29 protein-coding genes and 2 pseudogenes are annotated in these 26,934 nt (G+C 33.5%); 21 read left to right on the forward strand and 10 right to left on the reverse strand.

What is annotated here, in order from left to right; translation table 11 throughout:
- Position 1: 1 nt before the first annotated feature.
- Positions 2-895, reverse strand: a complete 894-nt coding sequence (locus tag ACODS7_RS06085) for a LysR family transcriptional regulator (protein WP_043936912.1) — start codon at positions 893-895, stop codon at positions 2-4.
- A gap of 162 nt (positions 896-1,057) precedes the next feature.
- On the opposite strand from ACODS7_RS06085, the gene ACODS7_RS06090 reads away from it, so the two are divergent.
- The 5 genes from ACODS7_RS06090 to ACODS7_RS06110 are packed head-to-tail and all read left to right on the forward strand — an operon-like array spanning position 1,058 to position 6,849.
- Positions 1,058-2,050 (forward strand): ABC transporter ATP-binding protein, encoded by a 993-nt coding sequence (locus ACODS7_RS06090; protein ID WP_098628986.1) that lies wholly within the window; start codon positions 1,058-1,060, stop codon positions 2,048-2,050.
- Complete coding sequence (locus tag ACODS7_RS06095) at positions 2,028-3,053, forward strand: ABC transporter substrate-binding protein (protein WP_098628985.1); 1,026 nt, start codon at positions 2,028-2,030, stop codon at positions 3,051-3,053. Before ACODS7_RS06090 ends, ACODS7_RS06095 begins: the two co-directional genes overlap by 23 nt.
- A 12-nt stretch (positions 3,054-3,065) precedes the next feature.
- Positions 3,066-4,736, forward strand: coding sequence for an ABC transporter permease (locus tag ACODS7_RS06100; protein ID WP_043936908.1), 1,671 nt, complete (start codon positions 3,066-3,068; stop codon positions 4,734-4,736).
- Entirely contained in the window at positions 4,733-5,995 is a 1,263-nt protein-coding gene (locus ACODS7_RS06105; RefSeq protein ID WP_043936907.1) for an MBL fold metallo-hydrolase, read from the forward strand. Before ACODS7_RS06100 ends, ACODS7_RS06105 begins: the two co-directional genes overlap by 4 nt.
- Before the next feature lie 20 nt (positions 5,996-6,015).
- A complete protein-coding gene (locus ACODS7_RS06110) occupies positions 6,016-6,849 on the forward strand; it encodes a hypothetical protein (RefSeq protein ID WP_088114231.1) in 834 nt (277 codons plus the stop codon).
- A gap of 50 nt (positions 6,850-6,899) precedes the next feature.
- On the opposite strand, the gene ACODS7_RS06115 is transcribed toward ACODS7_RS06110, so the two are convergent.
- Positions 6,900-7,322, reverse strand: a complete 423-nt coding sequence (locus tag ACODS7_RS06115; RefSeq protein ID WP_016082154.1) for a YfmQ family protein — start codon at positions 7,320-7,322, stop codon at positions 6,900-6,902.
- 41 nt (positions 7,323-7,363) lie between these two features.
- Here ACODS7_RS06115 and ACODS7_RS06120 point away from each other — a divergent pair, with 41 nt between their 5' ends.
- The 6 genes from ACODS7_RS06120 to ACODS7_RS06145 all read left to right on the forward strand — a co-directional run bounded on the left by ACODS7_RS06120 (position 7,364) and on the right by ACODS7_RS06145 (position 10,924).
- A complete protein-coding gene (locus ACODS7_RS06120) occupies positions 7,364-7,480 on the forward strand; it encodes a hypothetical protein (protein WP_012593193.1) in 117 nt (38 codons plus the stop codon).
- Positions 7,481-7,545: 65 nt separating this feature from the next.
- Positions 7,546-7,707, forward strand: coding sequence for a hypothetical protein (locus ACODS7_RS06125; RefSeq protein ID WP_000108701.1), 162 nt, complete (start codon positions 7,546-7,548; stop codon positions 7,705-7,707).
- 238 nt (positions 7,708-7,945) lie between these two features.
- Positions 7,946-9,037, forward strand: a complete 1,092-nt coding sequence (locus tag ACODS7_RS06130) for a serine hydrolase (protein WP_098628984.1) — start codon at positions 7,946-7,948, stop codon at positions 9,035-9,037.
- A 68-nt stretch (positions 9,038-9,105) separates the two neighbouring features.
- Positions 9,106-9,729: a DUF3885 domain-containing protein gene (locus tag ACODS7_RS06135; RefSeq protein ID WP_142333770.1), complete on the forward strand. Its 624-nt coding sequence runs from the start codon at positions 9,106-9,108 to the stop codon at positions 9,727-9,729.
- 158 nt (positions 9,730-9,887) lie between these two features.
- A complete protein-coding gene (locus ACODS7_RS06140) occupies positions 9,888-10,463 on the forward strand; it encodes a histidine phosphatase family protein (RefSeq protein ID WP_098628982.1) in 576 nt (191 codons plus the stop codon).
- An 89-nt stretch (positions 10,464-10,552) separates the two neighbouring features.
- Positions 10,553-10,924 (forward strand): hypothetical protein, encoded by a 372-nt coding sequence (locus ACODS7_RS06145; protein ID WP_000461779.1) that lies wholly within the window; start codon positions 10,553-10,555, stop codon positions 10,922-10,924.
- 18 nt (positions 10,925-10,942) lie between these two features.
- Here the strand turns inward: ACODS7_RS06145 and ACODS7_RS06150 are convergent, their stop codons facing one another.
- The 3 genes from ACODS7_RS06150 to ACODS7_RS06160 are packed head-to-tail and all read right to left on the reverse strand — an operon-like array spanning position 10,943 to position 12,559.
- A complete protein-coding gene (locus ACODS7_RS06150) occupies positions 10,943-11,875 on the reverse strand; it encodes an alpha/beta fold hydrolase (protein WP_142333765.1) in 933 nt (310 codons plus the stop codon).
- Complete coding sequence (locus tag ACODS7_RS06155; RefSeq protein WP_029441932.1) at positions 11,836-12,165, reverse strand: DUF3147 family protein; 330 nt, start codon at positions 12,163-12,165, stop codon at positions 11,836-11,838. Before ACODS7_RS06155 ends, ACODS7_RS06150 begins: the two co-directional genes overlap by 40 nt.
- Entirely contained in the window at positions 12,149-12,559 is a 411-nt protein-coding gene (locus tag ACODS7_RS06160) for a MarR family winged helix-turn-helix transcriptional regulator (protein WP_016082148.1), read from the reverse strand. Before ACODS7_RS06160 ends, ACODS7_RS06155 begins: the two co-directional genes overlap by 17 nt.
- 121 nt (positions 12,560-12,680) lie before the next feature.
- On the opposite strand from ACODS7_RS06160, the gene ACODS7_RS06165 reads away from it, so the two are divergent.
- Entirely contained in the window at positions 12,681-13,508 is an 828-nt protein-coding gene (locus ACODS7_RS06165; protein ID WP_002040904.1) for a PP2C family serine/threonine-protein phosphatase, read from the forward strand.
- A 42-nt stretch (positions 13,509-13,550) separates the two neighbouring features.
- On the opposite strand, the gene asnB is transcribed toward ACODS7_RS06165, so the two are convergent.
- Positions 13,551-15,374: an asparagine synthase (glutamine-hydrolyzing) gene (gene asnB, locus ACODS7_RS06170; RefSeq protein ID WP_098628980.1), complete on the reverse strand. Its 1,824-nt coding sequence runs from the start codon at positions 15,372-15,374 to the stop codon at positions 13,551-13,553.
- 262 nt (positions 15,375-15,636) lie between these two features.
- Here asnB and ACODS7_RS06175 point away from each other — a divergent pair, with 262 nt between their 5' ends.
- Both ACODS7_RS06175 and ACODS7_RS06180 read left to right on the forward strand, forming a co-directional pair.
- On the forward strand, positions 15,637-16,203 hold the full coding sequence (locus ACODS7_RS06175) for a sigma-70 family RNA polymerase sigma factor (RefSeq protein WP_016122244.1): 567 nt from the start codon (positions 15,637-15,639) through the stop codon (positions 16,201-16,203).
- A complete protein-coding gene (locus tag ACODS7_RS06180) occupies positions 16,200-17,306 on the forward strand; it encodes a DUF4179 domain-containing protein (RefSeq protein ID WP_029441935.1) in 1,107 nt (368 codons plus the stop codon). The genes ACODS7_RS06175 and ACODS7_RS06180 overlap by 4 nt, the downstream gene beginning before the upstream one ends.
- A gap of 41 nt (positions 17,307-17,347) precedes the next feature.
- Here the strand turns inward: ACODS7_RS06180 and ACODS7_RS06185 are convergent, their stop codons facing one another.
- Positions 17,348-18,421: a WD40/YVTN/BNR-like repeat-containing protein gene (locus tag ACODS7_RS06185; RefSeq protein WP_029441936.1), complete on the reverse strand. Its 1,074-nt coding sequence runs from the start codon at positions 18,419-18,421 to the stop codon at positions 17,348-17,350.
- A gap of 211 nt (positions 18,422-18,632) precedes the next feature.
- Here ACODS7_RS06185 and ACODS7_RS06190 point away from each other — a divergent pair, with 211 nt between their 5' ends.
- A complete protein-coding gene (locus ACODS7_RS06190) occupies positions 18,633-19,532 on the forward strand; it encodes a cation diffusion facilitator family transporter (protein ID WP_048565284.1) in 900 nt (299 codons plus the stop codon).
- Between the two features lie 181 nt (positions 19,533-19,713).
- Entirely contained in the window at positions 19,714-19,884 is a 171-nt protein-coding gene (gene fbpA / locus ACODS7_RS06195; protein ID WP_000098302.1) for a Fur-regulated basic protein FbpA, read from the forward strand.
- Between the two features lie 56 nt (positions 19,885-19,940).
- On the opposite strand, the gene ACODS7_RS06200 is transcribed toward fbpA, so the two are convergent.
- A complete protein-coding gene (locus ACODS7_RS06200) occupies positions 19,941-20,612 on the reverse strand; it encodes a GntR family transcriptional regulator (RefSeq protein WP_098629019.1) in 672 nt (223 codons plus the stop codon).
- A 16-nt stretch (positions 20,613-20,628) separates the two neighbouring features.
- Positions 20,629-21,594, reverse strand: a complete 966-nt coding sequence (locus ACODS7_RS06205; RefSeq protein ID WP_016082141.1) for a DMT family transporter — start codon at positions 21,592-21,594, stop codon at positions 20,629-20,631.
- A 139-nt stretch (positions 21,595-21,733) separates the two neighbouring features.
- Between ACODS7_RS06205 and ACODS7_RS06210 the strand changes: the two genes are divergently transcribed.
- Entirely contained in the window at positions 21,734-22,045 is a 312-nt protein-coding gene (locus ACODS7_RS06210; RefSeq protein WP_098628979.1) for a DUF3784 domain-containing protein, read from the forward strand.
- A gap of 35 nt (positions 22,046-22,080) precedes the next feature.
- Here ACODS7_RS06210 and ACODS7_RS06215 read toward each other — a convergent pair whose 3' ends face one another.
- The gene (locus tag ACODS7_RS06215) at positions 22,081-23,268 is read right to left on the reverse strand and encodes a GTP-binding protein (RefSeq protein WP_016082139.1); all 1,188 of its coding nucleotides are present in this window, start codon (positions 23,266-23,268) and stop codon (positions 22,081-22,083) included.
- A gap of 183 nt (positions 23,269-23,451) precedes the next feature.
- On the opposite strand from ACODS7_RS06215, the pseudogene ACODS7_RS06220 reads away from it, so the two are divergent.
- From ACODS7_RS06220 to ACODS7_RS06235, 4 genes and pseudogenes are all read left to right on the forward strand, one after another.
- Positions 23,452-24,429 (forward strand): annotated as a pseudogene (locus ACODS7_RS06220) (permease).
- 13 nt (positions 24,430-24,442) lie between these two features.
- Positions 24,443-25,327 (forward strand): TIGR03943 family putative permease subunit, encoded by an 885-nt coding sequence (locus ACODS7_RS06225; RefSeq protein WP_243168303.1) that lies wholly within the window; start codon positions 24,443-24,445, stop codon positions 25,325-25,327.
- Positions 25,328-25,439: 112 nt separating this feature from the next.
- The gene (locus ACODS7_RS06230) at positions 25,440-26,099 is read left to right on the forward strand and encodes a class I SAM-dependent methyltransferase (protein ID WP_001104670.1); all 660 of its coding nucleotides are present in this window, start codon (positions 25,440-25,442) and stop codon (positions 26,097-26,099) included.
- Positions 26,100-26,562: 463 nt separating this feature from the next.
- Positions 26,563-26,880 (forward strand): annotated as a pseudogene (locus ACODS7_RS06235) (Na+/H+ antiporter NhaC); the annotation flags it as partial.
- Between the last annotated feature and the right edge of the window lie 54 nt (positions 26,881-26,934).

Raw genomic sequence — 26,934 nt, forward strand, 5'->3', positions numbered from 1 at the left:
TTTAATTTTTTGTTGCAAATGAAGTGATGCTCTGTAGTAAAAAAGAAATGATTTTAGAATTCCATCTGTCCTCATGATGAATCGTATAAATGTTACGCTGAAATTCAAATTCAGGGATTGGTATATAGCATAGCTCATTTCGTTGTATTTCTTGCTCGATAGCAAGTTTAGAAATAAAGGCAATTCCATTACCATATTTTAAAATTTGTTTCATCGTTTCTAATGAGTCTAATTCAATTTCAGATTGGAATGTAATGTTGTGCGCTAACGTCCATTGTGTAAGTAAATCTCTCGTTGTAGATGGATTACGATGCAATAGTATGCGTTCCTTTTCGATATTTTGTAACGATACATTGTCTTTCTTTGAAAAATGATGTTCTTTGGAAAAGGCAAGAACAAGTGTATCGGGCATTATATTCGTTTGTTTTAAAAGTGGTTCATCAAATGGAGCAGCGGAAATTATCCCAAGATCGATTTCGTGATTTTGTAGCATCATTCGAATTTCAGGGGCTGTTTTCACTAGTAGTGTTATTTTTATATTGGGAAATTCACATTGAAATTGATGAACGACTTCTGGCAAAAGATAAGTCGCTGGTACATAACTAGCACCAATTGTTATAGCACCTTTATGAAAATCTTTAAACTCTTGCGTGACACGTCTAGCTTCTTTCATAAGTGCATCTATTTTAGAAGCATAATGATGCAAAGCCTCACCAGCTTCTGTTAAGAAATACCTTCCAGAACGTAATTCGAATAAAGACACACCGAGTTCTTCTTCTAAGCTTTTTATATGAAATGTAATAGTTGGTTGTTTAACGCCAAGTTTTTCTGCAACGATTGTAAGCTTTTTGTATTTCTTAATAAGTACTACAATTTCTAATTTTAAGAGATTCATTATGAATTGCCGCCTTTTTTATTTTAACTATAGAAAAAATCTATAGAAATAAATAGTTTATTAGAAGTTTTTTAATTTAATCTTTACAGTACATTAACATTCAGTATAAATCTTCCATATAGAATGAAAGCAGGTTAAGAATGAGGGGAGAGAGGTGAAGCAATGGATATTAAAATTAGTGGATTAGAAAAGACATTTGGAAAAACACAGGCGTTAAAGCCGTTGCAGATTGTAATGAAACAAGGGGAATTCACTACACTTTTAGGGCCTTCGGGGTGTGGGAAAACGACTTTACTTAGAATGATAGCAGGGCTTGAAGAACCGGATAAGGGAGAAATATATTTTGGAGACCAGTGCATGTATTCTGCTACAAAAAAGATAAAGACATCTCCTCATGAACGGAATATCGGTATGGTATTTCAAGATTTTGCTTTATGGCCGCACATGACTGTTTTTGAAAATGTTGCATTTGGTTTAAGGGCTACAAAGCAAACAAATCATTTACGAGAAAAAGTAGAAGATGCGATAAAGCGAGTTCGCTTGCAAGGTATGGAGAAAAGGTATCCACACGAACTTTCTGGTGGACAGCAACAACGTGTCGCATTCGCTAGAGCAATTGTAACAAAACCTCATTTTATATTGTTTGATGAACCACTAAGTGCACTCGATGCAATTTTGCGAGAAGAAATGAGAATAGAGCTTATGGATATCGTTCATTCCATTGGTTTAACTGCACTGTATGTCACTCACGACCAAACAGAAGCAATGTCAATGTCAGACCAAATTATTGTCATGAAACAAGGAGAAGTATTACAAAAAGGAACACCGGAAGATATTTATGTGAAACCGTCTCATGAATTTGTTGCCAAATTTGTTGGTAAGGCGAATTGGCTTGTAGAGGGTAAGAAAATGATTCGTCCAGAGCATGTGAGTTGGACAAAAAATGATGTGTGCGAAATGTATACAGGTGAAATTAAGCACGTTACATATGTAGGGGAACGTTATGAAGTGAAAATAAATATGGGGACTTTAGGCATCTGGACAGCCTATAACAATAGTAAGCTAAGCATCGGGAAACCAGTATCGTTATATGTACCAAAAAAATGTATTCATCATATAGGGGGAGAATCGTATGAAGAAATTCAGTTCGCTTAAGTCTTTATTTGTATGTACTTTACTATTTTCTACTGTAGTAACAGGTTGTAGTTCAAAGACAGGTAATGCAGATGCAAAGAGTAAAAATTCGAATGAAAAGAAAATTGTTGTATATAGTGCAGGACCAAAAGGATTAGCAGAAAAAATACAAAAGGACTTTGAAAAGAAAACTGGTATAAAAGTGGAAATGTTTCAAGGGACAACTGGAAAAATTTTAGCGAGAATGGAAGCTGAAAAGAAAAATCCAGTCGTTGATGTTGTCGTACTCGCTTCCTTACCAGCGATGGAAGGGTTAAAGAAAGAGGGGCAAACGTTAGCTTATAAAGAAGCGAAACAAGCTGATAAGCTTCGTCCAGAATGGTCAGATGATAAAGGAAATTATTTCGGGTATAGTGCTTCAGCATTAGGAATTGTATACAATACAAAAAATGTGAAGACAGCACCTGAAGATTGGAGCGATATAACGAAAGGAGAATGGAAAGGGAAAGCGAATCTTCCAGATCCAGCACTTTCAGGTTCAGCATTAGATTTTGTAACAGGATACGTGAAAAAGAATGGACAAGATGGATGGAATTTATTTGAGCAGCTTAAGAAAAATGAAGTTACAGTAGCAGGAGCAAATCAGGAAGCGTTAGACCCAGTTGTGACAGGTGCGAAAGATATGGTCATTGCGGGTGTTGATTATATGACGTATAGCGCAAAAGCAAAGGGTGAACCTGTTGATATTGTATATCCAAAAAGCGGAACAGTTATTAGCCCACGTGCAGCGGGGATTATGAAGGATAGTAAAAATGTTGAAGGTGCAAAAGAGTTTATTGATTATTTATTATCCGATGATGTACAAAAACAAGTTGCTAAAGTGTATTTATTGCCTGGTAGAACAGATATAAAAGCTGAAAATAGACCAAATGTAGAAGAGATTCCAGTATTAAATATTGATTGGAAAACAGTTGAGAAAGAGCAAGATGAAATAGGAAAACAATTTAAGAAAGTATTTCAATAAGATGGTGATTCCATGGTAAATCGATTCGTATCAGTAAGACAAGTTGGAATGACGGTATCGTTATTACTTGTGGTGATGTTAATCGTCATTCCACTTTTTCTTATTTTATTTTCTAGTGTATATGAAAATAGCAGTTGGAATTTTTTAAAGCCTTTTGAAGTGATACAGAGTGGTGGATTAGCTGGGATTTTTCTAAATTCGATGCTTCTAGGTGTACTCGTTGTAATAGGAGCTACAATATTTGCATTTCCATTGGCGTTTATTATGAGCAAAACAGATGTAGGAAAGTATAGTAAGTTAGATATTGTTTTTATGATTCCATTTATGACACCGCCGTATATTGGATCGATGGGCTGGATTTTGTTCATGCAACCTAACGGCTATTTTGAACAATTTCTTCCGATGCTAAAGACAGTTTCATCATCGTTTTTTAGTTTAGGAGGTATGGTCTTAATTATGAGCCTGCATTTATTCCCATTCCTTTATTTCATGCTGAAAAACACGTTACTTCAGATTGGGAGTAGTAAAGAAGAAGCTGCAGCAGTTCATGGCGGAAGTTTTTTCTATCGTTTAAGAAAAATAATATTGCCGTTATTAGTATCAAGTTATGTAATGGGTGCTTTACTCATTTTCGTAAAGACGATTGCTGAATTTGGAACACCGGCTACATTCGGACGTAGAATAGGATTTCACGTATTAACATCAGAAATTCATAAATTTATTTCGAGTTGGCCAATTGATTTTAGTAGTGCAACAGCATTATCTTCTTTATTACTTAGTGCTTGTATGCTCATTTGGTATATGCAAAATGTATTGAATCGAAAGTATTCATATGCAATGGTTAGTGGAAAAGGTGTGAAATCTAAAAGATATACTTTGTCTATATTTACGCGCGTTGTAGCATGGATGTATGTAATTGGTTTATTAATCGTATCAATTGGAATTCCATACTTTTCTATACTTATTGCTTCTTTGTCAAAATTAAGAGGCGGCGGATTACATGTAAATAACTTAACAACAAGCCATTATGAGGCATTGTTTACGATGGGATCTCCGGGATTAGAGGCTTTATGGAATAGTTTTCTTTTTTCGCTCGTAACAGCGATTATTGCGGTAATTATTGGAGTCTTTTTGGCACTTATGATTCGAAAGGGGAAAAAATCCTCTGAAAAGTGGCTTGATATGTGCGGTATGTTACCGAATATGGTACCAGGAATCGTTATGGTTGTAGGTCTTATTTTGTTTTGGAATTCACCATATATGCCCCTGTCAATTTACAATACACCAATCATGGTTATCGTAACGTATGTTGTTCTGTTTTTACCTTACACGGTGCAATATGTAAAATCATCACTCGGACAAATTGATGATTCTCTCATGCAGGCCGGAAGTATTTTTTCTGGAAATTATATTTATATTTTTAGAAAAATAATATTGCCTCTTATTATCCCGGGTATTCTTGCTGGATGGGCGATGACATTTACAATTTCGATAAGAGAGTTAGTAGCATCGCTTCTCGTATTACCTCCATCAGTAGAAACTTCAGCAACATTTATTTTTGCTCAATTTGAACAGGGTGAAGTATCTATAGGAATGGCGATGGCCGTTGTTTCTGTTGGACTTACAACAATATGCTTATTACTGCTGCAACATATGGAGCAAAAACGAAAAGGGGTAGCATGATGAGAGTGGAAGTATGGGGAGGAGCAGGAGAATACGGTCGCTCCTGCTATTTTGTAAAAAATAAAGAGGCGAAAATAGTATTTGATTGTGGTATTAATCGATCTTATGAGGATAGTTATCCAAAAATAGAGAGAGAAGCTGTTCCGTTTTTAGATGCGGTATTTTTATCACATATTCATGAAGATCATACGATGGGTTTACCTTTATTAGCGAAGTATGGCTATAAGAAAAAAATTTGGACGACTCGTTATACGAAGGAGCAACTGCCGTTATATTATGAAAAATGGAGAAACTATAATGTGATGCAAGGGTGGGATTTACCTTATAGCGACCAACACATAAAAGATTTAAATTATGTATGTATTGATGAGATTAGCAATCCAAATGAATGGGTACAAATTACTCCTACATTGCGGTTTCAATGGGGATATAGTGGGCATGTATTGGGAGCTGTTTGGTTTTTAGTTGATATGTATAATACATACGTATTTTATTCAGGCGACTATTCAGCAGAGTCTAATATACTACGAGCTAATTTACCTGAGAAATTGGGCCACAATATAAAAGTCGCAATTGTAGATGCCGCTTATCACACAGATGATATTTCGCAAAATGAACGTGTCAACGAACTATGTGCAGAAATTGAACGAGTTGTGCAAAATAAAGGAATAGCATTACTACCATTGCCCGCGCTTGGTAGGGCGCAAGATATAGTATTGTATTTATATGAACGATATAAAGAATTTCCTCTTATAGTAGATAAAGAAATCTTGGCTGGATTTGAAGAGATGTTCGCATATAAAGATTGGATAAAAAATAATGAAGAATTTAAATGGATTATGGAGAGGTTAAAAAGAAACATAATAGTGATGGATAATGACATTAGTATGCAAAATAGTTACGGAATAGTTATAATGAGTGATGCGAATATGCAAACGAAACGAGCACAGTTATACTATGAACAGCTTCGGAATGAAAAACGGAATTCCGTTATTTTTACTGGGCATATTGCTAAAGGGAGTTTTGCAGAAAGAGTTATGAAAGAACATGTAAGGAGTACATGTAGGGTGAATCGAGTTTCGTATAAAGTTCACCAAAGTATAAGAGACGTTAAAAAGATGTTAAATACATTATTACCAGAACATACGGTGCTAGTGCACGCTTTGAAAGAGGATACGGATCGATTACAACAAAAGCTAAGTACAGCAGGATATGAAAATGTATATTCACTTGCAATGGAACGTATAGAAGTCAGTTAAAATACAAAGGGGATAGGTATATGAAAAAAGTATTTGTATTCGTAAGCATTTTCTTTTGTTGTTTCCTTTATAACGTTAAGGAAGGGTTTACTGCTAGTCCAATGAAACCTAGTTTTGAAGTGAAGTTATTATTAAAGCCAGAACAAGTATTAGGTTATAACAAAGAGATGAAGCAAGAGGTGCTAGAACATTTCCATGCGGGTACAAAATATGAAAGAATACAAGTGCAATTTTTAGATACTGCGAATAAAAGTTTAAGTGATGAAGGTTGGTTTGCTAGAATTCGAAAAAAAGAATTTAGTAAAGATTTTGAACTAACATATAAAAAAAGATACCCTATTCAAAATGGTGTAATTCAAGATGCACTAGAAGTAGCTAAAAAAGAAGGATTCGATAGTAATACGGATAGTTATGAGGCGGAAATAGATTGGGGATTTGAGAAGAAAACATTAAGCATTTCAAATAAGAAAAGCTACAGTGCTAAAGGATATGGGATACTGGATTTACCAAATGAACAAGCTGCTCAAAACATGTTAATAGAAAAATTACCAGGGAAAATGAACAAATGGTTGTATACAAATTGGGGAGAAGAGATGTTAAAGAATTCCCGTATTTACGGTCCTGTATTAATGAAGCGATATACAGGAGAGTTTGAAAACATAAAAGCAAATATTGAAATTTGGCCATTAAGTAATACTGGGAAATTAGAAGATGACTTCGTAATAGAAGTGTCATTTAAAACAAATGAAGAAAGTATTGCGACAAAACAAAGGGAATTATTAATGGGGAGTTTAGAGAAAAAAGACTGGTTGTTACCGAAAGATAGTTTAAAGACAGAGCTTATTTTTCAGTAAATGAGAAAAAAGGAATCCATATTTCGTGGATTCCTTTTTATATATGAGTATTAAGCTAAATCAGCTGACACGAACATATCACTGTTTTGAAGATTTTTAGAGCGTAAACTATAAGCAACTACCTTCTTTTTATATTGTTTTACAACATCAACATGCTCTTCATGACTGTAAATATAAAATGTGAAATCTTTTTTACCACGTTTTGCATTGATAATTAAAGGAGTGCCTTCATTATGGGGTGGTGCATAATAGCGATCTAAAAATAAACCTTCGTTAAAATCATGAATAATTTTTGATTTCTTTTCGCCTTCTACGTTATTTCCGTGAATTGTAATAGTCACATTCTCTTCGTCAAGTTGTGGATGTGTTTCGTACTTACTAATAATGGATTCAATAACAGTGTTAGGAAGGCTAGAAACGATAATTTTAAATGCTCCAAATACAACTAACATCACAATAAACCAAGTCGTCATAGTATATCATCCCCTTTATTCTATTTAATAATATAACTCATATGGTAATAGTACATATGGTGAAGTTTTGTATAATTTGTGAAAAATATGCCATTTTTACGAACAAAATGTTAGAAAAATCAATTTTGTTACAAAAAGTTGAAATCGAAGTATTTTAAAAGAAAAAGGTTTATAATAAAAATATAACTAATAACCACATTACTAATTATAAGGAAGTGTAACTATGAGTACTGTAGCAATCGTATATGGTATTATTCTTTCCACAATTATTGTTTTGTTTTTCGTTGGGGTTTCACGTTATATTCATAAATGGAAAGAAGGCGTTGCGAAATTAAATCACATTGAAGAAGAACTTAGTGATTTAATGTTACATCATGGTAAATAAAAAGATAATTTTTTAACGAAACAATGTGAAGAATATCACAAAACATGCTCTCATCATGAAAGCATGTTTTTTTGTTATGTGAATGTTAGACATATTCATGAGATTTTTTCGTGCAATACAGTGTGAAATAAAATAATAATTCTTTATGTGTAGGAAGAGTTATTCTGTTTTGTATAATTTTGTAATTTAGTTCGGTATAATTATGATATAGAAGGAAATTTGTTAGAGGAGGTATATTGTGAACATATTAAAGATTATAGGAATTGTTGCAGGAGTGATTATAGTAGCAATTATAGCTTTCTTTGTCATAATGAAGTATTATTTGTCAAAAAAAGATTCTGATTACGTATTAACCTATATAAAAGAACATAAAGACGATGAGACATGTTCATTACTGATTAGAAAAAATGGTGAGATATTAACATCTATAAATGAAAATAAAAAATTGCCATTAGCGAGTACGGCAAAAATCGTAATAGCAGTTGAATTTGCTAAGCAAGTGTCAGAAGGAAAAATAAGTCGTGATGAACAAATTTCATTGCACGAGCTAGAAAAATATTACGTTAAAGATACTGATGGTGGAGCACATCCTAACTGGTTAGAAGATGCCAAAGCGAGAGAATTAGTGAAAAATGGACAAATCGCTTTAGAAGAAGTCGCTAAAGGAATGATTCATTATAGTTCTAACGCAAATACAACATATTTGTTAGATAAGCTTGGAATAGAAAGAGTAAATGAAAGTATAAATGAGTTAGAGCTTACTAGTCATGATAAGTTCACTTCGTATACAGCTTCACTATATATGAGAGGGTATGTAGAAAAAGAGCTTCATAAGCCAGAAAATCAATCATTAGAAATGATACGTAACATGTCAAAGGATGAGTATAATAAACATGTGTTACAAATTCATGAATGGATGAAAGATGAAGAAGAATGGAAAAAACGTGAAATTCCATTAAAGGTAGATATGGAATTTCAGCGAATTTGGTCAGATCGATTAGTGAGTGCAAACGCTAAAGATTATATGAGTATAATGGAAAAAATAAATAGTAGAAATTATTTTCCTAAATTAATGCAAGAAGAAATCGAGAATATTTTCAAAGGCACAGTTAATAATAGTAAGTTAGAATTTGCTGGTCAAAAAGGTGGATCTACCGCATTCGTATTGACCAAAAGTTTGTATAGTACAGATAAGAAAGGTAATAAGATAGAAGCTGTCATTATGTTTAACGATATAGAAGATCAAGTTGTATATCAAAAGCTGAGAAATAATATAAATTATTTTATTCAAGATGCTATAACAGATGAAGAGTTTAGAAATAAATTATAATAAAATAATTTTATTATGTAAACAACATGCTATTAAAGGTAGGTATTGAGATGAGGTTGAATGAGTATATGCTTGAAACGTTTCCGAATTTAGAACTTAGACCACCTCTATTTTATAATTGGGATATTGGTATTCGTTTTAGATTAGGTGTGGACTATGAATGTAATAACATTTATGAAAATTGTCTATATTTAGAAGGCGTTTATAAAAGGACGATTACTTTATTTCAGTCTTTACATTCAACAAAAGATGATATTTATATTGTAGTGGATGTAAATGACTATGCAAATGGTGAAATTTTCAAACAGAAATTGAATATCTTTTCTAAGTATGTCAAAGAGAAGTCCGATTTGTTTAAGTTACAGAAAAATACAATCCCTTATGTTTTTCCAGAAGAAGATGAAGATGGAGCATATAAAACACATAGATATACTTTGAAATGTAAAATCTCTGACTTTACATACATTCCTATGCTAAAAGCAATTTGTAATCAAGATATGGGAATAAAACCGAGTATTTTTCATAGGGTGTATTTTATAAATGTTAACAAGAATACTATATTTCACGTCTATGATGATAGAGGTTGTGATGTATTAGCTACCTCTCCTGATACAATTAGGGATATTTATAATACATATAATGATTGGATATTAGAATACGATAGAAATAAAATTGATAAAGTATTTAATTGAATGTAGTCTATTTTAAATGAGGGAAACACCATATGGGGTGTTTCCCTTTTATTAATATGAAAATCAACATTTAAATTTGAAAGCACTTATTATAAAGGTAAAGGGATTTGATGGTAATGTATTGAATTTGGGTAGAAACGGAAAAAGGAGATGAATAAATGACAACAATCTATTTCGTTCGCCATGCCCATTCTACCTATACAAAAGAAGAACGGGAGCGACCTTTATCTGAAAAAGGTTACTTAGATGCAGAGAATGTAACACGCTTATTAAAAGATAAACATATTGAGGTTGTGATTTCTAGCCCGTATAAAAGAGCAATCCAAACTGTACAAGGAATTGCGAATACATATAAATTATTAATACAAACAGAAGAAGATTTGCGTGAAAGATTATTGAGCACAGAACCGGTATCAAATTTTAATGATGCTATGCAGAATGTGTGGGAAGATTGGAGTTTTGCATACGAAGGCGGAGAATCGAATGATGTCGCACAAAGGCGCGCTGTAATATGTATGCAAAATATATTAAAACAATATGAAGGTAAGAATATTGTAATAGGTACGCATGGAAATATTATGGTATTACTCATGAATTATTTTAATTCGAAATATGACTTTGAGTTTTGGAAAACACTTCATATGCCTGATGTGTATCAATTAAATTTTGATAAAAATCGTTTCATTTCTGCTGAAAGAATAGAGAAAACAGGTCATCGGTTAAATATTTTGTAAAAGTTTATCAAAAAAAGAGGAAAGAGAGAAGTTATTGTAGAAGTATGACTTTGTAACATAAAAAATATATGTTAAAGGAGGCTGTTTACATGTTTGAGAAAGAGAAAGAAGGGCTTATTGAAGTTCAAAACGTATATGAAATTGCACCAGAAGATGGAACAATTATTGGTATGGCAACGGAAGAAGAAATGGAAATTGCTGCTGAACTAGAGTTACAGTACTATGCCCATTCTCGTTTGTTAGAAGCAAATATTCAGTTAGACGGTTCCTCCTACAAAGAGTTACTTCAGGAGTTCCAGGAGTACGAAAGAAAATCAATGAGCTTTTGGCGAGCGATACATAAACGTTTAGCTGTGCCATGGGCGTGGGTACTACGTATTGATGTTGCGAATGGCCCTATATATGTAAGTAATGGAAGTTCATATTACGAAGAAATCGATGATGAAGAAGATTATGAATAGATAAGTAAGGAAGCAGCTTTAGTTGCTTCCTTTTTTTATTTGTAAGAAATGAATTGCCTCAATAATAATATCTGGTCGATCATTTTCTATACCGTGACTAGCATGTTCGGCAAGAATATATTGGTTGTTAGTTGAGAGGTGTAATTGTTCGTGAATTAGTTCTTGCCACATTGCTTCAAGTTGTGTTGCTTCCACTTTTGGCATGCCGCCATTAGTCAATTGAGTAATAGAATATTGAGGATCTCTACCGATAACGATTAATGGTATTTCTAATGTTTTACATAGCTCTTTTAGTGAGAGAGCACAGTTTTTCCACTCCGATAGTTCAGAAGCTGTCGCTTTATATAATGAAGGCGAGGTAGAGAATTCAATTTGCTGTTTTGATTGATCGGTGAGAATAGGTTTTAGTTCATTATAAAGTGTGTCTACATCCATTTTGGAATATATATTATATTTTTGAAACCAAACATCATCAGAATCAGTTTGATCAGAAATTGGTAAATGAAGTTCATCTAAACGGTGTAAGTTCATCGAAGTAGAATCAACTAAAATAAGTGCTTGCAGCTTATCTTCATGTAACATCGCAAAATGTTGTGCACATAATCCTCCATAGGAATGACCGATTAGAATAAGTGGCTCTTGAATAGCTAGTTTGTTTATTAACATATATAGCTCTTTTGTAACTTGCCTTATTGTACGCGGCTGATTGCCTAAATCACTTTTTCCGTAACCTGGGCGATGGTATGAAACGACTGTAAAGTGCTCTGAAAGCTTTTCTATAATAGGAAACCAATCATAAAATGAGCAACTCATTCCGGTTTGAATGACTACAGTTTGTTTACCACTTCCTTTTATATGTACTTCTATATTTCGCCCCATTATTTCTACAAATTTATGAATGTTAATTCCTCCTAAGCTTGAAATAATTTTTGAAAAGCAAAAACGATACACCAAACACCTATACCGAGTAAGACAGAGGTACTAAGTGTAAATGAATTTTTCAAACCAATATAGACGATAAATAATAGTAGTGCTGATGCGGGGAATCCATATAATACCCCTAAAGCAAATTGACTCAATTCTTGTTTATTTCCGCCTTCGAATGAAATCCAAAATAGACTAAGTAAACTCACGAGAGGAAGGGCAGCAATAAAGCCACCTATCGTACTGTAATGTTTAGCGACTTCAGTGATAATGCCGATAATAAGTGCCGAAACGATTACTTTAACGAGGAAATGCATATTTTGCCTCCTTCGCTAATAACGAAAATGCTTTTTCAATTAATTGTTGTTCTTCTTTTGATAACTGTGATTCTAATATTTTTATCTTTTCTTTATCTAGTAAAGTATGTTTTTCTAATACTTCAATTCCTTCAATTGTTAATGTAAGGTTTACAACTCTTTCATCTTTTTTATTTCGCTCTTTAATGATGAAGCCCTTTTGAATAAGGCGCTTTATGTGTTCAGACGCTGTGTTATGAGAAAGACTAAGCTCAGTAGCGACTTTTCCAATTGTTATATCTTTCTCACGAGAAACGATTTGTAAAATACGAATTGCTTGGTGGGAAAGGTTGTCCTCGTATTCGTATCGTAAGTGATAATAAATGCTCTCCCAATGTTGATTAATGTTGTTCATAATAATAAATCCCCTTTTTATATCGTATAGTAAGATATATTCGTTGTTTTAGAAATAAAATCCTTTTATTTGGATAAAAAATGTTGAAAAAGTTTATTTTTATTGAAATATAAGGTAATCTATGTGTAAAGGTATACATTTAGCAAGAGAGAGGATGATAGCTGTGAATACATTCAAATGGATTAGTCATGAACAGATGTATGTAGATGAAATACATGTTGAAAAATGTGGTCCTCTTTCAGTCGGCGTATATGGGGGAAATCAAGAGAGTGATGCATATGAACGAGGAGATGCGGTGCTGGCTTGGTGGGATCCTGAATTACAATTTGAATTTGTTATGATTTTTGATACACATCACAAAACAAAAAATATAGATTATATAATAGAAGCGATTTCGGAAAGAAAAGAAAAACTAAAAGAGTTATTCTCATATCCAATACATTTAGCTTTCCATCATACACATATGTACTTATTAGCGTTATTTACAGATGAGTTATTTATTAAAAAGTGTGATCAAGATGATGAGGAACTCGCTTGCTTAATTTGTTTACGAAAAGGCGAATTTTTATATTGGTTATCAGTTGGTGATTGTTTCGCGTATTTATTCCATTCTGAGAAAACGAAAAATGGAAAAGGACGATTAAATAAACGGAAGAATTACGAATATATTGGCAGGAAAAATATTTTTGCAGCAAATACACCTTGCTTTACGTCAGGTGTAAGAGGATTAGAAAAAGGAATGAATCACATTGTAATGGCAACGGACGGTATTTTAGAGTGTGACAAACGAAGGTTTGATGATGATCAATCTTTAGTAGAAATATTGCACGACGGAAATAGCTTGCAGATTGAGCCCGTATTAACAAATGTACTGCAGTGGAAAGGTAGAGACTGTGCCACGATTATTGGATGGTCTATTGATACTGATAATAAACAATGTGCTAATTAATATAAAAGGAGTTCAAGGTTTTTATCCTTGAACTCCTTTTTGTTAAGCAATATGGATGTGATATGTTTTCAACCATTCATTTACTTGTAGCATATACTCCATGGCACTTCTTGCCTCAAAATTGTTAATCTCTTTATTACTTTGATCAGCAATTGAAAGTAAGATGGAATGGTTAATAAGTGAGAAAATAGGATTGTTTTTATTGTTACACATATCAAGTGTTAAATTACGGATTGTTTGTAAGTAGAGTGGATCTTGTGAAGTTGGATAAGCGCTTTTTCTTCTATTGCGTACATCGTCAGGTAAAGCTGGTTGTAGTGCTCTACGTAAAATGCCTTTTTCAATATTATCAATACTTTTTATGTTGAAAGGAACATTCCATAAATATTCAACTAATCTATAATCACAAAACGGTACACGAACTTCAAATCCAACAGCCATACTCATGCGATCTTTACGGTCAAGTAAGAAAGGAAGGAATCGTGTTAAAAATAAATAAAACATTTGACGTTGTTTCGCGGATTTTTTACTTTCGCCTTCAAGAGTAGGTACTTCAAGTATCGCCTCTTGGAATCGTGTATCAATATAGTCTTCTAGATTACATTGGCTACTTACTTCATTTAGTAGAAGAGGAGATGTATTTTTCCAATTTGTTAGCCAAGGAAACTTATCTACATATAGTAGTTCTTCTTGATGAAACCAAGGATATCCACCGAATACTTCATCAGCCGATTCGCCGGATAAAGCTACGGTCGCATCTTTTTTCATTTCGCAAAATAGTAAATATAGTGAAGTTTCCATTTCACCAGCACTCGGTAAATCTTTTGCATGAAGGGGAACGAATAATTGATTTGCTAATTCTTCAGCATTCACAATAATATCATGATGCGCTGTCCCGACATGTTCAGAAACGCGTTTTACCCAAGGTGCATCTAAACCAGTGCGAGCAAATGTCAGTTCGAAATCTTTTGCGCTATTTACAAAGTCAACAGAATACGTATGAAGTGTTTTATTTTCAGCAGCAAATTCTTTACCCGCAAGTGCAGTAATACCGCTAGAGTCTAATCCGCCTGATAACATACAAACGAGAGGAACATCGGCAATTAATTGTCTTTTTACTGTATCTTGTAAAATAGATAAAATATGCGAAGATGTATCTTCTATAGAGTCTGTATGGAACTTACTTTCTAAATTCCAATACTTCGTAACTACTTTTTTATGACGTGTAAATGTTATAGAATGTCCAGCACGTACTTCTTGAATATGTTTAAAGACGCCACATCCTGGAGTGCGAAATAAGCCTAATCCAAATACTTCATTTATTCCATCCGCATCAATTTCAGCAGGGACAGATGGATGCGCTAATAATGCTTTAATTTCAGAGCCGAAAATAATACTGCCATTTCTTTCTGTAAAAAAGAGTGGTTTTACACCTAAATGATCTCGTGCTAAAAACAATTGTTGCTTCTGATCATCCCATAAGGCAAAAGCGAAAATTCCGTTTAAATGTCGTACGCAGTCTTCTTTCCATTCTAAATAAGCATGTAGTAATACTTCTGTATCTGAATGGGTTTCAAATGCATGCCCACATTTTTGAAGCTGCTCTTTAAGTTCACGGAAATTATAAATTTCTCCATTATAAGTAAGAGCATACGTATAATCACCAGCACGGAATGTCTGCGGCTGTGTCCCGCCTTCTGGATCAATTACAATTAAACGCCGGTGTGCAAAGGCCGCATGAGGTGAAAACCAAAATCCTTCAGCATCCGGACCACGATGCTGGATACTATTTGCCATCTTTTTTAAAATAACATGTTGATTTGAAAGGTCTTCTTTCCAATCTACCCAACCTGTAATTCCACACATACATATCTCATCTCCTAAATTAAAATAGTAGATTAATGAAATAAAATGTACACCAAGTTAAAAAATGACTATATAAATAGTGTACTACATGAATTAAATTACAGACTTGAGAAAATTTTCTTTGAACGCATAGTTATGTGAGACAATGGCTAAGGGAAAGTATTCCATTACATACAAAAAATAAAAAAGATGAGAGAAAAAATTTTCTCAGACGTTATATAGGGTGTAAAAGCTTTTACAAAAATATAAGGGGAATCGCTACATGAAATCAAATGAGAAAAATTTTATAAAAAGATTACAGCGGCAAAAAGAAGACGCGTTAGAATTTGTTGTCGATACATACTTACCACTCATAAAGGGGATCACGCATAAAGTTCTACTTCCCATTCAAAATGATGGACTCATAGAGGAATGTATAAACGATATATTTCTTTCCATTTGGAATAACGCAAATAAATTTCATGGAGAGCCGAGTGATTTTAAAAAGTGGATTGCAGCGATTGCGAAGTTTAAAGCAATTGATTATTACCGAAAATCGACTAAAACAGTAGAAATCATTTCAGATGAGTTTTATATCAGTACAGAAAAATCAGCAGAAGACGAATTAATTGTTATGGAAGATAGGGAAGAATTATTGAAGCTCATTAATCAATTAGAACCGTTAGATCAAAAGGTGTTCATTATGAAATATCTTCTCGGTATGAAGACAGAAGAAATAGGAGATAAGTTAGGGTTAACTCGGGCAGCGATCGATAATCGTGTGTACCGTGGAAAAAAGAAACTACAACAAAATGCTACGAATATTAGTTTTGGAGGTAGTGCAATATGAAAGACATTTATGAACTATTAAATGATATTGATATAGACGAAAAAGAACTAGAAGAAATTGAGGCTTCTGAAATTGAAAAAGAAAAAGTAAAACGAAATGTAAAACAATCGATACGTACGAAGAAAAAGATGAAAAGGTGGAAAAAAGGTGTCGCTGCTGCATCTATTTTAGTAGGATTATCAGTTGCAACACTCGGTATCGGATTTCCTACATATGCGGGGGGATTGCCAATTGTCGGTGACATATTCCGATTTTTAGATAATGGTAGAACAGGGTTATATGAAAATTATAAAGAATTTTCGACTGAGTTGAATATGACGAGAGAGAGTAATGGGATTAAGATTACACTCAATGATGCTGTTTTTAATGGAAGAACTGTAACGATAACATATTCTATTGAAAGTGATAAGGATTTAGGAGAAAATCCAAATGTAATAGAATTTTTACAAATTGCCGGATTTAATGGTACGACTGGTAGTTCTAAAATTACAAAAGTGGATGACAAGAAATACGTAGGTATGAGTACAGCAACTGATGTTGATGGTATAAAAATGGATGCTGCAAATGTCAAGTGGGAGATAGATAAGATAGAAACAGTAGATGGAACACAATCAATTAAAGGGAACTGGAATTTTGCGCTTTCTTTAAATGCGATGGACAGTAAAGAAGTGAAACTTAAAGGAAGTTCTGAAAATGAATTAATAAAAGTAAATATAAACAAAATGGAAGTAACCCCGATGTCCTTTATCGTTTTTTACAATCAAGAAGAATCTAAGGCGTTAAGAAGTATGTGGGATAGTGCAGATGTTGAGTTAGAAATAAAAGATGATTTAGGAAATCATTATACTGGTGAAGGAAATGGCGGAAGTAGTACAGTAGCAGAGCCACATAAAAGTAGTTGGAGTGCCACCTTCCAAAAACTAAACGAAAATGCAACAAAGCTTATCGTTACACCTCGCGTGCACTTGCGAGTACATACACCTGAAAATCATGGTGGAGTAGAGTATGTGAATGGGAAAGAGAAGAAAATAGAAGTGCCGAAAAAAGAAGCGAAGAGTAAAGATATTGTGTTAGATGATATTGTCATTGATTTAAAGAAATAAAAGAGAGACTGCCTAAAATCATTTAGGCAGTCTCTTTTTCGTTAAGAACTAGTAACGAGCAATGCATGCGGATGCTGCGTTTTATATTCATCTTTCCACGGAATATTTAGTTGTTCCCACGATTCGCCGCTATCATTGGATTGAAAGACGCCATTGTTATTTAACGTGTAAAACGTATGTGGTTCAGCCTTGTTTGTCGCAAACATCGAAATGACTGTACCGATTGCAGATGGTAGTCCTTGTTGTACTTGCTGGAAAGGAGTATCTTTCGTTTTTCGATAAATATAAGATTCATAAGGGATACGGTGATGAGCGAGATCAGCACTTGGCGCGGCAGAAACTAGAATCGTATTACAATCAGCTGGATCAATTGCCATGCTGTATAAATAATGATGTTCAAGTCCTTCACTACATGAGATCCAGCTGTTTCCATTGTTATAACTTTCAAGATAAGCACGATCAGGTCCGCCCATAAATCCGTCACCACATGATGCATAAAGACGATTTGGTGCTTCAGGGTGCATAAGTAATTGATGAGCATCGATAGGAGCACCGAATTTTTTATCAATCCATGTATGCCCTTTATCATTACTTTGAATAACAGCACCAGCTTCGATTGAAACGTGTATTGTATTAGGGTTGTTTGGGTCAACTGTAATCCAGCGTACGTGATGGGTAAAAGGTCTAGGCGGAAATGCCCACGTATAAGAAGATAATAATGATTTCATATTTTTAAGTTCAGTCCACGTTTCACCACCATTTTCAGAGCGAAATAAAGCGCTCGGTTCTGTGCCGACATAAACGACCCCATATCCGTTCACTTGTTCATTTGAGCTTATTGTTATGGAAGTGATAGAGGAGTGCAAAATACCATCTTCTTTAGGAAAATCAAAGTAACGATAGGAATCCCCAATTGGTCGCCAAGAATCCCCACCATCATCGCTTAACCATAAACCTCGTCCAAATGTTCCGCAATATACACGGTTTGGGTGGAGCGGATCAACAGCGATACAGGTAGGTTGCATATTTTGTAAGTGGTAAGTCGTTTCATAGTTATCATATTGTTCTTTCACTACAACAAGTTCACGTTCCATACAGAGAAATAAACGTTTCATTTAAGTAACCTCCTTAAAAATTCTTTCATTAGTAAACAATATGAAAATAAAAAAGAAGTAGTCTTGTTTTATTTGAGAAAAAGGGATTGTTTAAAAAGTAGCGAAGTGTGTATACAGAGGAAGCGGGCGTTTACAATCGGTCAATTCGGGATAAAGATGGGGAGTTTGTTTCATACTAACATACAGATATTGTACTTAAAGGAGTATAAGTATGGGACATTCGCATGATCATGGTCATTCAAAAAATAAAAAGGCGTTACTAATTGCCTTCCTACTAACAACAAGTTTTATGATTGCAGAAGTTGTTGGTGGATTTGTAACAAATAGCTTAGCACTACTATCTGACGCGGGGCATATGCTAAGTGATGCAGTATCTTTAGCTTTAAGTTTACTTGCGTTTAAGCTCGGAGAAAAAACAGCAACAACTGTGAAAACATATGGATATAAGCGAGTCGAAATGTTAGCAGCATTATGTAACGGTGTCGTTCTTATTGTCATTTCGGTATACATTTTTATTGAAGCAATCCGTCGTTTTAAAGAACCAGTTGAGATTGCTAGTAATGGGATGCTCATTATTGCAGTCCTTGGACTGCTTATTAATATTTTATCAGCCTGGATATTAATGAGAGGCGGAGATGTGAAAGGGAATTTGAATTTAAGAAGTGCTTTTCTGCACGTACTAGGCGATCTATTGGGTTCCGTCGGAGCGATTATTGCTGCGTTACTTATTAAATTTTTCGGATGGACTGCTGCAGATGCGATTGCTAGTATTCTTGTGTCTATTTTAGTCATTATTAGTGGATGGCGTGTAACACGTGATACGGTTCATATATTAATGGAAGGTGCACCACAGCACATAAATGTTGAAGAGGTAAAAAGTACATTATTAAATATTCCGATTGTAAAAGAAGTTCATGATTTGCACATATGGTCTGTCACATCGGATTTTCAAGTATTAACTTGCCACTTAATTATTAAAGGTAATGAAACGCAAAGTGTATTAAAAGAGGCTACGGATGTATTAAAGGAGAAGTTTCATGTAGAACATGTCACCATTCAAGTAGAAATAGATGGTGAATTTCATCACGATGAGACAACTTGCAAAGTATGAAAGAAAAAGTGTCATAACATTTTTCGCACGGCATACATATATATAATGTGGCCACAAATACTTTGTAAGGTAAATATTTCATGAAATTACTTTACTTATAAAGAGTCATCTTTTATAATCAAAAGTGGTAATTGATAAAGATTATCATTTTCAATGATCGTAGAAAGGAGTTTTTTAAAAGATGAGTAGTCAACTCCGTTTTGCTGTTGAAAATCGTAAGAGGCATTTAATTGATGAGTTAATTGGAGCAGGTGTGTTTAAGATTCGCGACCGACAATTATACGAGCTGTCTTTAGAGGAATTGGAAAAAGAGTACGAAGATATGGAAGATTATGCAAATATTCAGGCATAACTATATAGATTAGTAAAAGGAGATCTGGTTACGATTTTGTGTAACCAGATCTCTTTTTATTTCGTAGAAATTATTTTTTGTATTTCTTTCATGGGACGGAGCCAGTTTTGAGTCATTATTTGTTCCATTTGTTTTTCGTCCTGCTTTTGTAATGCTTGAATGATAGAGTGATGTTCTTCAATAGATTGATTTGCTGGAACAAAGTTTTGGAAAAACAAATATTCAAGACGTAAAACGTGAAGTTGCATATTTTCTAGAAAGGGTTCAATATATTGGTTTTTAGCAATAGAAGAAATTGTATTGTGGAATTGTATATCTAATTCTAAAGCTTGTTTTGCATTTTTTTTCTCTATAGAGTGCTGAAAATGATTATTTATTTCAGAAAGTAGTTGAATATCAGCGTCTGTAATGTTTTGAAGAGCTTGCTTTCCTATAATAGAGTGAAGACCAGCCATCGTTTCATAAATGATAGATACGTCTTCTAAATTAATAGGAGCAATTTTCGTTTTTTGCCCTGGTACCATTTCCACTAATCCAGAAAGCTCTAATATTTGAAGTGCTTCTCTTACAGGTGTTCTGCTTACTCCTAGTGCCTCAGCCAATTCCCCATCATTAATTTTTTCATTGGGCTTTAGTACACCTTCAATAATCCAATTTTGTAGTTGATTTAAAACGAGTGATTTTGCTGAAATTCTTCCTGGTTTTTTATAATTTTGAGGGACAGGCATAGTGAATTCAATCCTTTCATTGTATATTTTCCTTTTTTGCATGAACAAGTTTTAATTTTTGTTTCCCTTCATCCGGCTTTTGGCTTAAGATGAGCACCATTACAATGACACAAAAAGCGCCTAATAACTGAAAAGATTGAAATGGCACGTGCAATATAAGTACAGAAGAAATAATAGCTGCGAGTGGTTCTGTGCAACCAAATAATGTTGTTTCTTTCGGAGTCAGGTATCGTATGCTGTCTAAGTATAAATAAAAGGCAATAAGTGTCCCGAAAATGACGACAAATGTGATGAGCGGTAGGGTACTTATTTTTACATATTTCATAGTTGATAATAAAATGAATTCGTTTGTAGAAATAAAGTGCACAATCGTTACACCAATACCCCCAATAATCATGCCCCATCCAACGATAACAGAGGAAGACCATTTTTCTAACAATTCCTTTGAATATAAACTATAAAAAGCGAGAGATAATCCAGATAAAATACCCCAAATAATAGCTGGTGTAGAAACAGCCAAGTTATGAACAGACCCGTTTGTTAGTAAGAGAAAAGTGCCTACTAATGAAAGAGTAATTGAAATGAAATCAATTTTTGATGGACGAACATTCCATTTGAAAAGCAAGTATACAGTGATGAATATAGGAGCTAAATATTGTAATAATGTTGCCACGGCAGCATTTCCTTCTTTAATTGAAGCGAAATACGTATACTGTACAGCAAGCATACCGAATAGACCAAACAAAATCATTTTAATAGCATCAGATTTTTGCTTCCAAATACCAAATATCTCTTTTTGTCTCGTTCCGAATGAGGAAATCATGAGCAAAATAATTCCAGATATAAGTAAACGGATCGTAACTAACCATTCTGTTGAAACATTGTCATATTGAAAAAGTTGTTGTGCAGCTGTACCAGACAAGCCCCATAAACAAGCACCGATTATGACCATTATAATTCCTTTTAATCGATTTGAATCCATATGATCTAAAATTCTCCTTTCTAAAAATACAAATTGAATACAATATGCAATATATCACAGAATGACTTATTAATAAACTGAAATTTCTAACTAAAATTTTTTTATGTATAGTAAAATATTGTAGAGGAGGGGGAAGGATATGTTAGCAGGATTTTTAGTTTGTTTATTTGTAGGGTTACTTATCATTTTTTTAGGGTATCAAATACATGTGAAAAAGAGGTTGTTTTTGCTAGCAGGGTATCAAGAAGAAACGTTTGTTGGAGATAAAAATAAATTAGCGAAGCTTTCAGGTGCATTTTCTTATATAGTTGGAGTTGCTACTATAATATTACCGCTTGGCTTAGAAAAAATAGGTGATGTAGTTGGTATCATATATGCTATATTAATTGTTTTAGGTACAGTTGTATTTATAATTAAAGCAAACCTATTAAATAAGAGTGCTATAAAATAAAAAGGCTTCATTCTACTGAAGCCTTTTATTAATTATTATGAAGTATAAGTAAAAGCCGGAATAGGATCAATAAATGTATTCCACTTTTGTTCCATTTCCTTTTCTGTTAATAGACAATCATCTAATGATTGTTCAATCACAGAACGATTCATATCAATACCGATAAATACGAGCTCAGTTATTCGATCTCCATATTGTTTATCCCAGTTTTTCAATACTTCTGGTTCTTCTGCAATCATTTGATTTCTTTCAGTTTCAGGTAATGCGGCTATCCATTCACCGGCTCCTTGAATTGTAATAGAGGAACCTGCTTGAGATAGAAGTCCTATCATATTATTACGAGATGCAAGCCAGAAGAATCCTTTCGCTCTTACAACATCTAAAGGCCATTTTTCTAGCCAATTCATAAGGCGCTCGGGATGGAAAGGATATTTGCGACGGTAAACAAAGGAATTGATACCGTATTCTTCCGTTTCCGGTGTATGGTGTTCACTATTTAATTCTTGTATCCAGCCGGCCGATTGACTAGCGTCTTCATAATTAAATAGATTTGTGTTTAAAATTTCTTGTAATGGTACTTTGCTAAACGAAGCTTCAAGAATTTTTGCATTAGGATTTAATTTTTTTAGTAAATGATGAAGCTCTATCACATCTTCTTTTTCTAGCAAATCTATTTTATTAAGAATAATTACGTTTGCAAACTCAATTTGATCTATTAATAAATCAATAACTTCCCGGGTATCATTCTCATCGATTGCTTGTTTTCGGTCTAATAAACTTTCTCCGTCTGCAAAATCATCCCAAAATCTATTTGCATCTACAACTGTAACCATCGTATCGAGGCGACAATTTTTCGTTAAATCAATGTTAAGAACTTCGTCTGTATAAGTAAACGTTTGAGCAACTGGAATAGGCTCACTTATACCAGAAGATTCAATAATAATATAGTCAATATCACCATTTTCAACAAGACGATTCACTTCTATCATTAAATCTTCTCGTAGTGTACAACAAATACAGCCATTTTGAATTTCTACTAGTTTTTCCTCCGTACGTGAAAAACCACCCTTTTTTATAAGAGATGCATCAATGTTTACTTCGCTCATATCATTAACGATGACAGCTACTTTTAAGTTATTCTTATTAGTCAAAATGTGATGTAGTAAGGTAGTTTTTCCAGATCCTAAAAAACCACTTAATACAGTGATAGGTACTTTTTTCATGAAATGATCTCTCCTTTAAATCGTAATGATTACGTTTTATGTTAAATGATGGGGAAAGAAAAAGCAAGAATAAATCATAATGATTACGATTTAAGAATAGAAATAGACTATAAAATTTGTGCTGTAGTATGAAGCATTTGGACAAGCACATGTTTACATATAAATAAAATGGAGGCGAGAAGCTTGGTCTTTAATAGAGTTTCAAAAGAATTAATAGGCATAGTTCTTATCGCTATGTTTCTCTTTTTATTATTTTTTGTAGATTTTACACGTCTAGCAAATTTGCACAAAAATATGCCACAGGAATGGTTGAATGTGAATACAGTATTTTTAAGTATCATTTTTGAAGCAATACCCTTTATTTTATTAGGGGTAATTGTTTCTTCATTTATTCAAGTGTTTGTGACGGAAGATATGATTCAAAAAGTAATGCCGAAATCTCCGATTGTTGCAATGATTCCGGCAGTATTTGTGGGAGTTCTTTTTCCAATGTGTGAATGTGTCATTATACCAATTGTAAGAAGGCTCATTCAAAAGGGGTTACCACTTCATGTAGGCATTGTTATTTTACTGAGTGCACCCATTATGAATCCAGTTGTTCTTTTATCTACTGTATATGCGTTTCCAAAAAATGATTATGTAGTATATGCACGCTTTGGGATAACAATTTTAGTTGCTCTATTCATAGGTCTAATTGTGTATTATTGCTATCGCGAAAGAAATGTTTTAAAAGATGTAGAGGTTTCAGTTCAAACAAGCAGAAAAAAGAGTTGGAAAGATGTTATGAATCATATTGTAGATGAGTTTTTTGATACTGGTAAGTATTTATTGATTGGTGCTTTTTTAGCAAGTGTATTTCAAACGTTTTTTGATCGGAATGTACTGGATACAATAGCACATAACTAAGTAATTGCCCCCTTTATTATGATGGGATTTGGTTATGTTTTATCAATTTGCTCTGCAGCAGATGCTTTTATAGCGGCATCTTTTGGACATGTTTTCTCAGTAAAGGCACTTCTCGCATTTCTTGTGTTTGGGCCTATGCTTGATATGAAAAATACGTTAATGCTATTTGCATATTTTCAAAAGAGATTTGTATTCTTTTTGATAGGAATTGTGATTGTATCTGTGTATACCATCATGCAAATCATAATGTTATAGGAGGTGAGAAAGAATGGAGAAAGAGGAGCAGAAGGCATATCATCGCTATATTCGTGGCATTATTTTAATTGGTTTAGCAATGCTCTTATTTAAACTACTTGTAACAGGGAATATTTATAATTTTATCGCTCCAAAAATGATTAAATTTACGTATATAGCTTTTGTAGTGATTTTAATTTTTGGTACTGTACAAGTTTGGGGAGATGGAAGAGAGAAACAGCATGATTGTAATTGTTGTAAACATCATACAACATCAAAATCAGGGATAAAAAGTTTCTTTGTATATGTTTTATTTGTTGTTCCGATAGTTAGTGCTTTTCTCTTTGGAAGTGTAACAATTGATGGAAGTTTAGCAGGAAAAAGGGGTATGAATCAAAGTGTACAGGCGAGAAGTCTGGAAAGGAATGAAAAAGAGGGGGAACAGGTTAATTTTGATGGGCGAGAAGTATCCGTTGATCCAGAAGAAACATCAAATTTATCAACGACTTATAAAACGGAAGAGCAAGTAGTAAAAAGTATGTTAGGACAGAGTAAACTACAAGTAAAGGATAAGGACTATGTTCAAACAATAAATGTAATTGGTCAAAATGTTAATTGGTTTAAAGGGAAAGAAATTACATTCTTAGGGTTTATATATAAGGATAAGGATGTGACGGGTAATAAAGCAGTAGTGGCTCGATATGGCATAACTTGTTGTATTGCGGATGCATCAGTCTGGGGGATGATTGTTACCAGGCAAAATGTTGAAAAAATATCAGAAGAAACATGGGTGAAAATAACAGGATTATTAGATGAAACGACATATAAAGGAACAGTCTTTCCACTTGTAAAAGTAAACAAAATCGAGAAAATTAATAAGCCAACTGACCCATATGTATATGATGCTTTACCGCAATAGAAAAGAATAAATTCTTCATATTTTCATGAAATAGAATCATAATCAAGGCGATAAAAAAATAAAGATAAGAGTAATTTGGTTTGTTAAAAATATGTGCAGAAGGAGTTATGCGATGAACTGGGTTACTCATAAACCATCATTTGAATTTGAAACATTTAGTCCTATTATTCGGTCACAATCTGCGTGGAGTGGACATTTAGATTTTGCATATGACTTAGTCCGATTTGAAAAACCAGAAACTTTAGTTGAGTTAGGTACACATCTAGGTGCTTCTTTCTTCAGTTTTTGTCAAGGAGTAAAAGATGGAGGGTTATCGACTAAATGCTTTGCAGTAGATACTTGGGCTGGAGATGGGCATACAGGTCCATATGGAGAAGGAGTTTTTCAAATAGTAGAAAAAGTAGTGAGTGATAACTACCTTAATATAGGAAATTTAATTCGATCTACTTTTGATGATGCTGTAGACCGGTTTCAAGATGAAACGATAAATCTTTTGCATATTGATGGCTATCATACGTATGAAGCTGTTTCTCACGATTATAATACATGGCTACCGAAAGTCGCGAAAAACGGTATTGTATTATTTCATGATATTGAAGTTAGAAGTGGTGATTTCGGCGTATATAAGTTTTGGGATGAGGTAAAAGCGAAGTACCCTCATTTTCAATTTGCACATTCATATGGACTGGGAGTGTTATTTCCGAAGGGGTGTAGTGATAAGTTTGAGGAAATACTTAAAAATAAAGAAGAAATACAAAATATGTATAAATAAAGGTAGGGCATGCATCATTTTTATGATGTGTGCCCTATTTTTTGCGTAGAAAATAATCGTGTGAATTAAAAAGTTAAGATAGTTGTAAAAAGTTTTGTTGCAGCAAATATTAAAAAAGTTAGTATGGGATTGTTCTTTGTAAATAAAGTGAAACTTTAATACGTTCATGTCAATCCGGGATTTTACAGTAGTTAATTTCTTAACTAGGTGCTTTGCACTTACTGAATTTTGATACAAGGGTCTTATTGACCGAAAATATCGGGATAAATAAAAATACAACATTTTTTATATTTTTCATTGCGAAAAACGTAATCTACTTTTACAATAGAAAGGGTTGTGAATATATTATACTGGAAAAATAAATCGAAATAATATGAAAATTTTGTTTTGTCTTCGCTAATTGTATATTACATACATGTAAGACGACATACGTCATGTTATCGACTTGTAAGGAGAGAAAAAAATGAAAAGTGTAAGATTACCATCGATGCTAGAAATCATAGTTCTTTTATTACTATTTCTTGCTGTTGTCTTTTCCTTCCAAACGATTTTTGATCTCCCAATTCAATTAGCGCTATTTATTTCATGGTTTTTAGTAATTGCGCTTGGATTAAGATTAGGATTTCGTTATCAAGAATTGCAAGATGCAATTACGAAAGGGATTTCTAACGGATTAGAAGCAATACTGATTTTAGTTGCAGTAGGTGCTTTAATTGGAACATGGATTGCTGGTGGGGTAGTACCAACATTAATCTATTATGGATTAGAATTTATTCACCCTATATAAGTTCCGTTTAATGTTTTAACATCGATAAAAGTGTCTATACTGCTTATT

Source organism: Bacillus sp. FG16 (assembly GCF_057809515.1).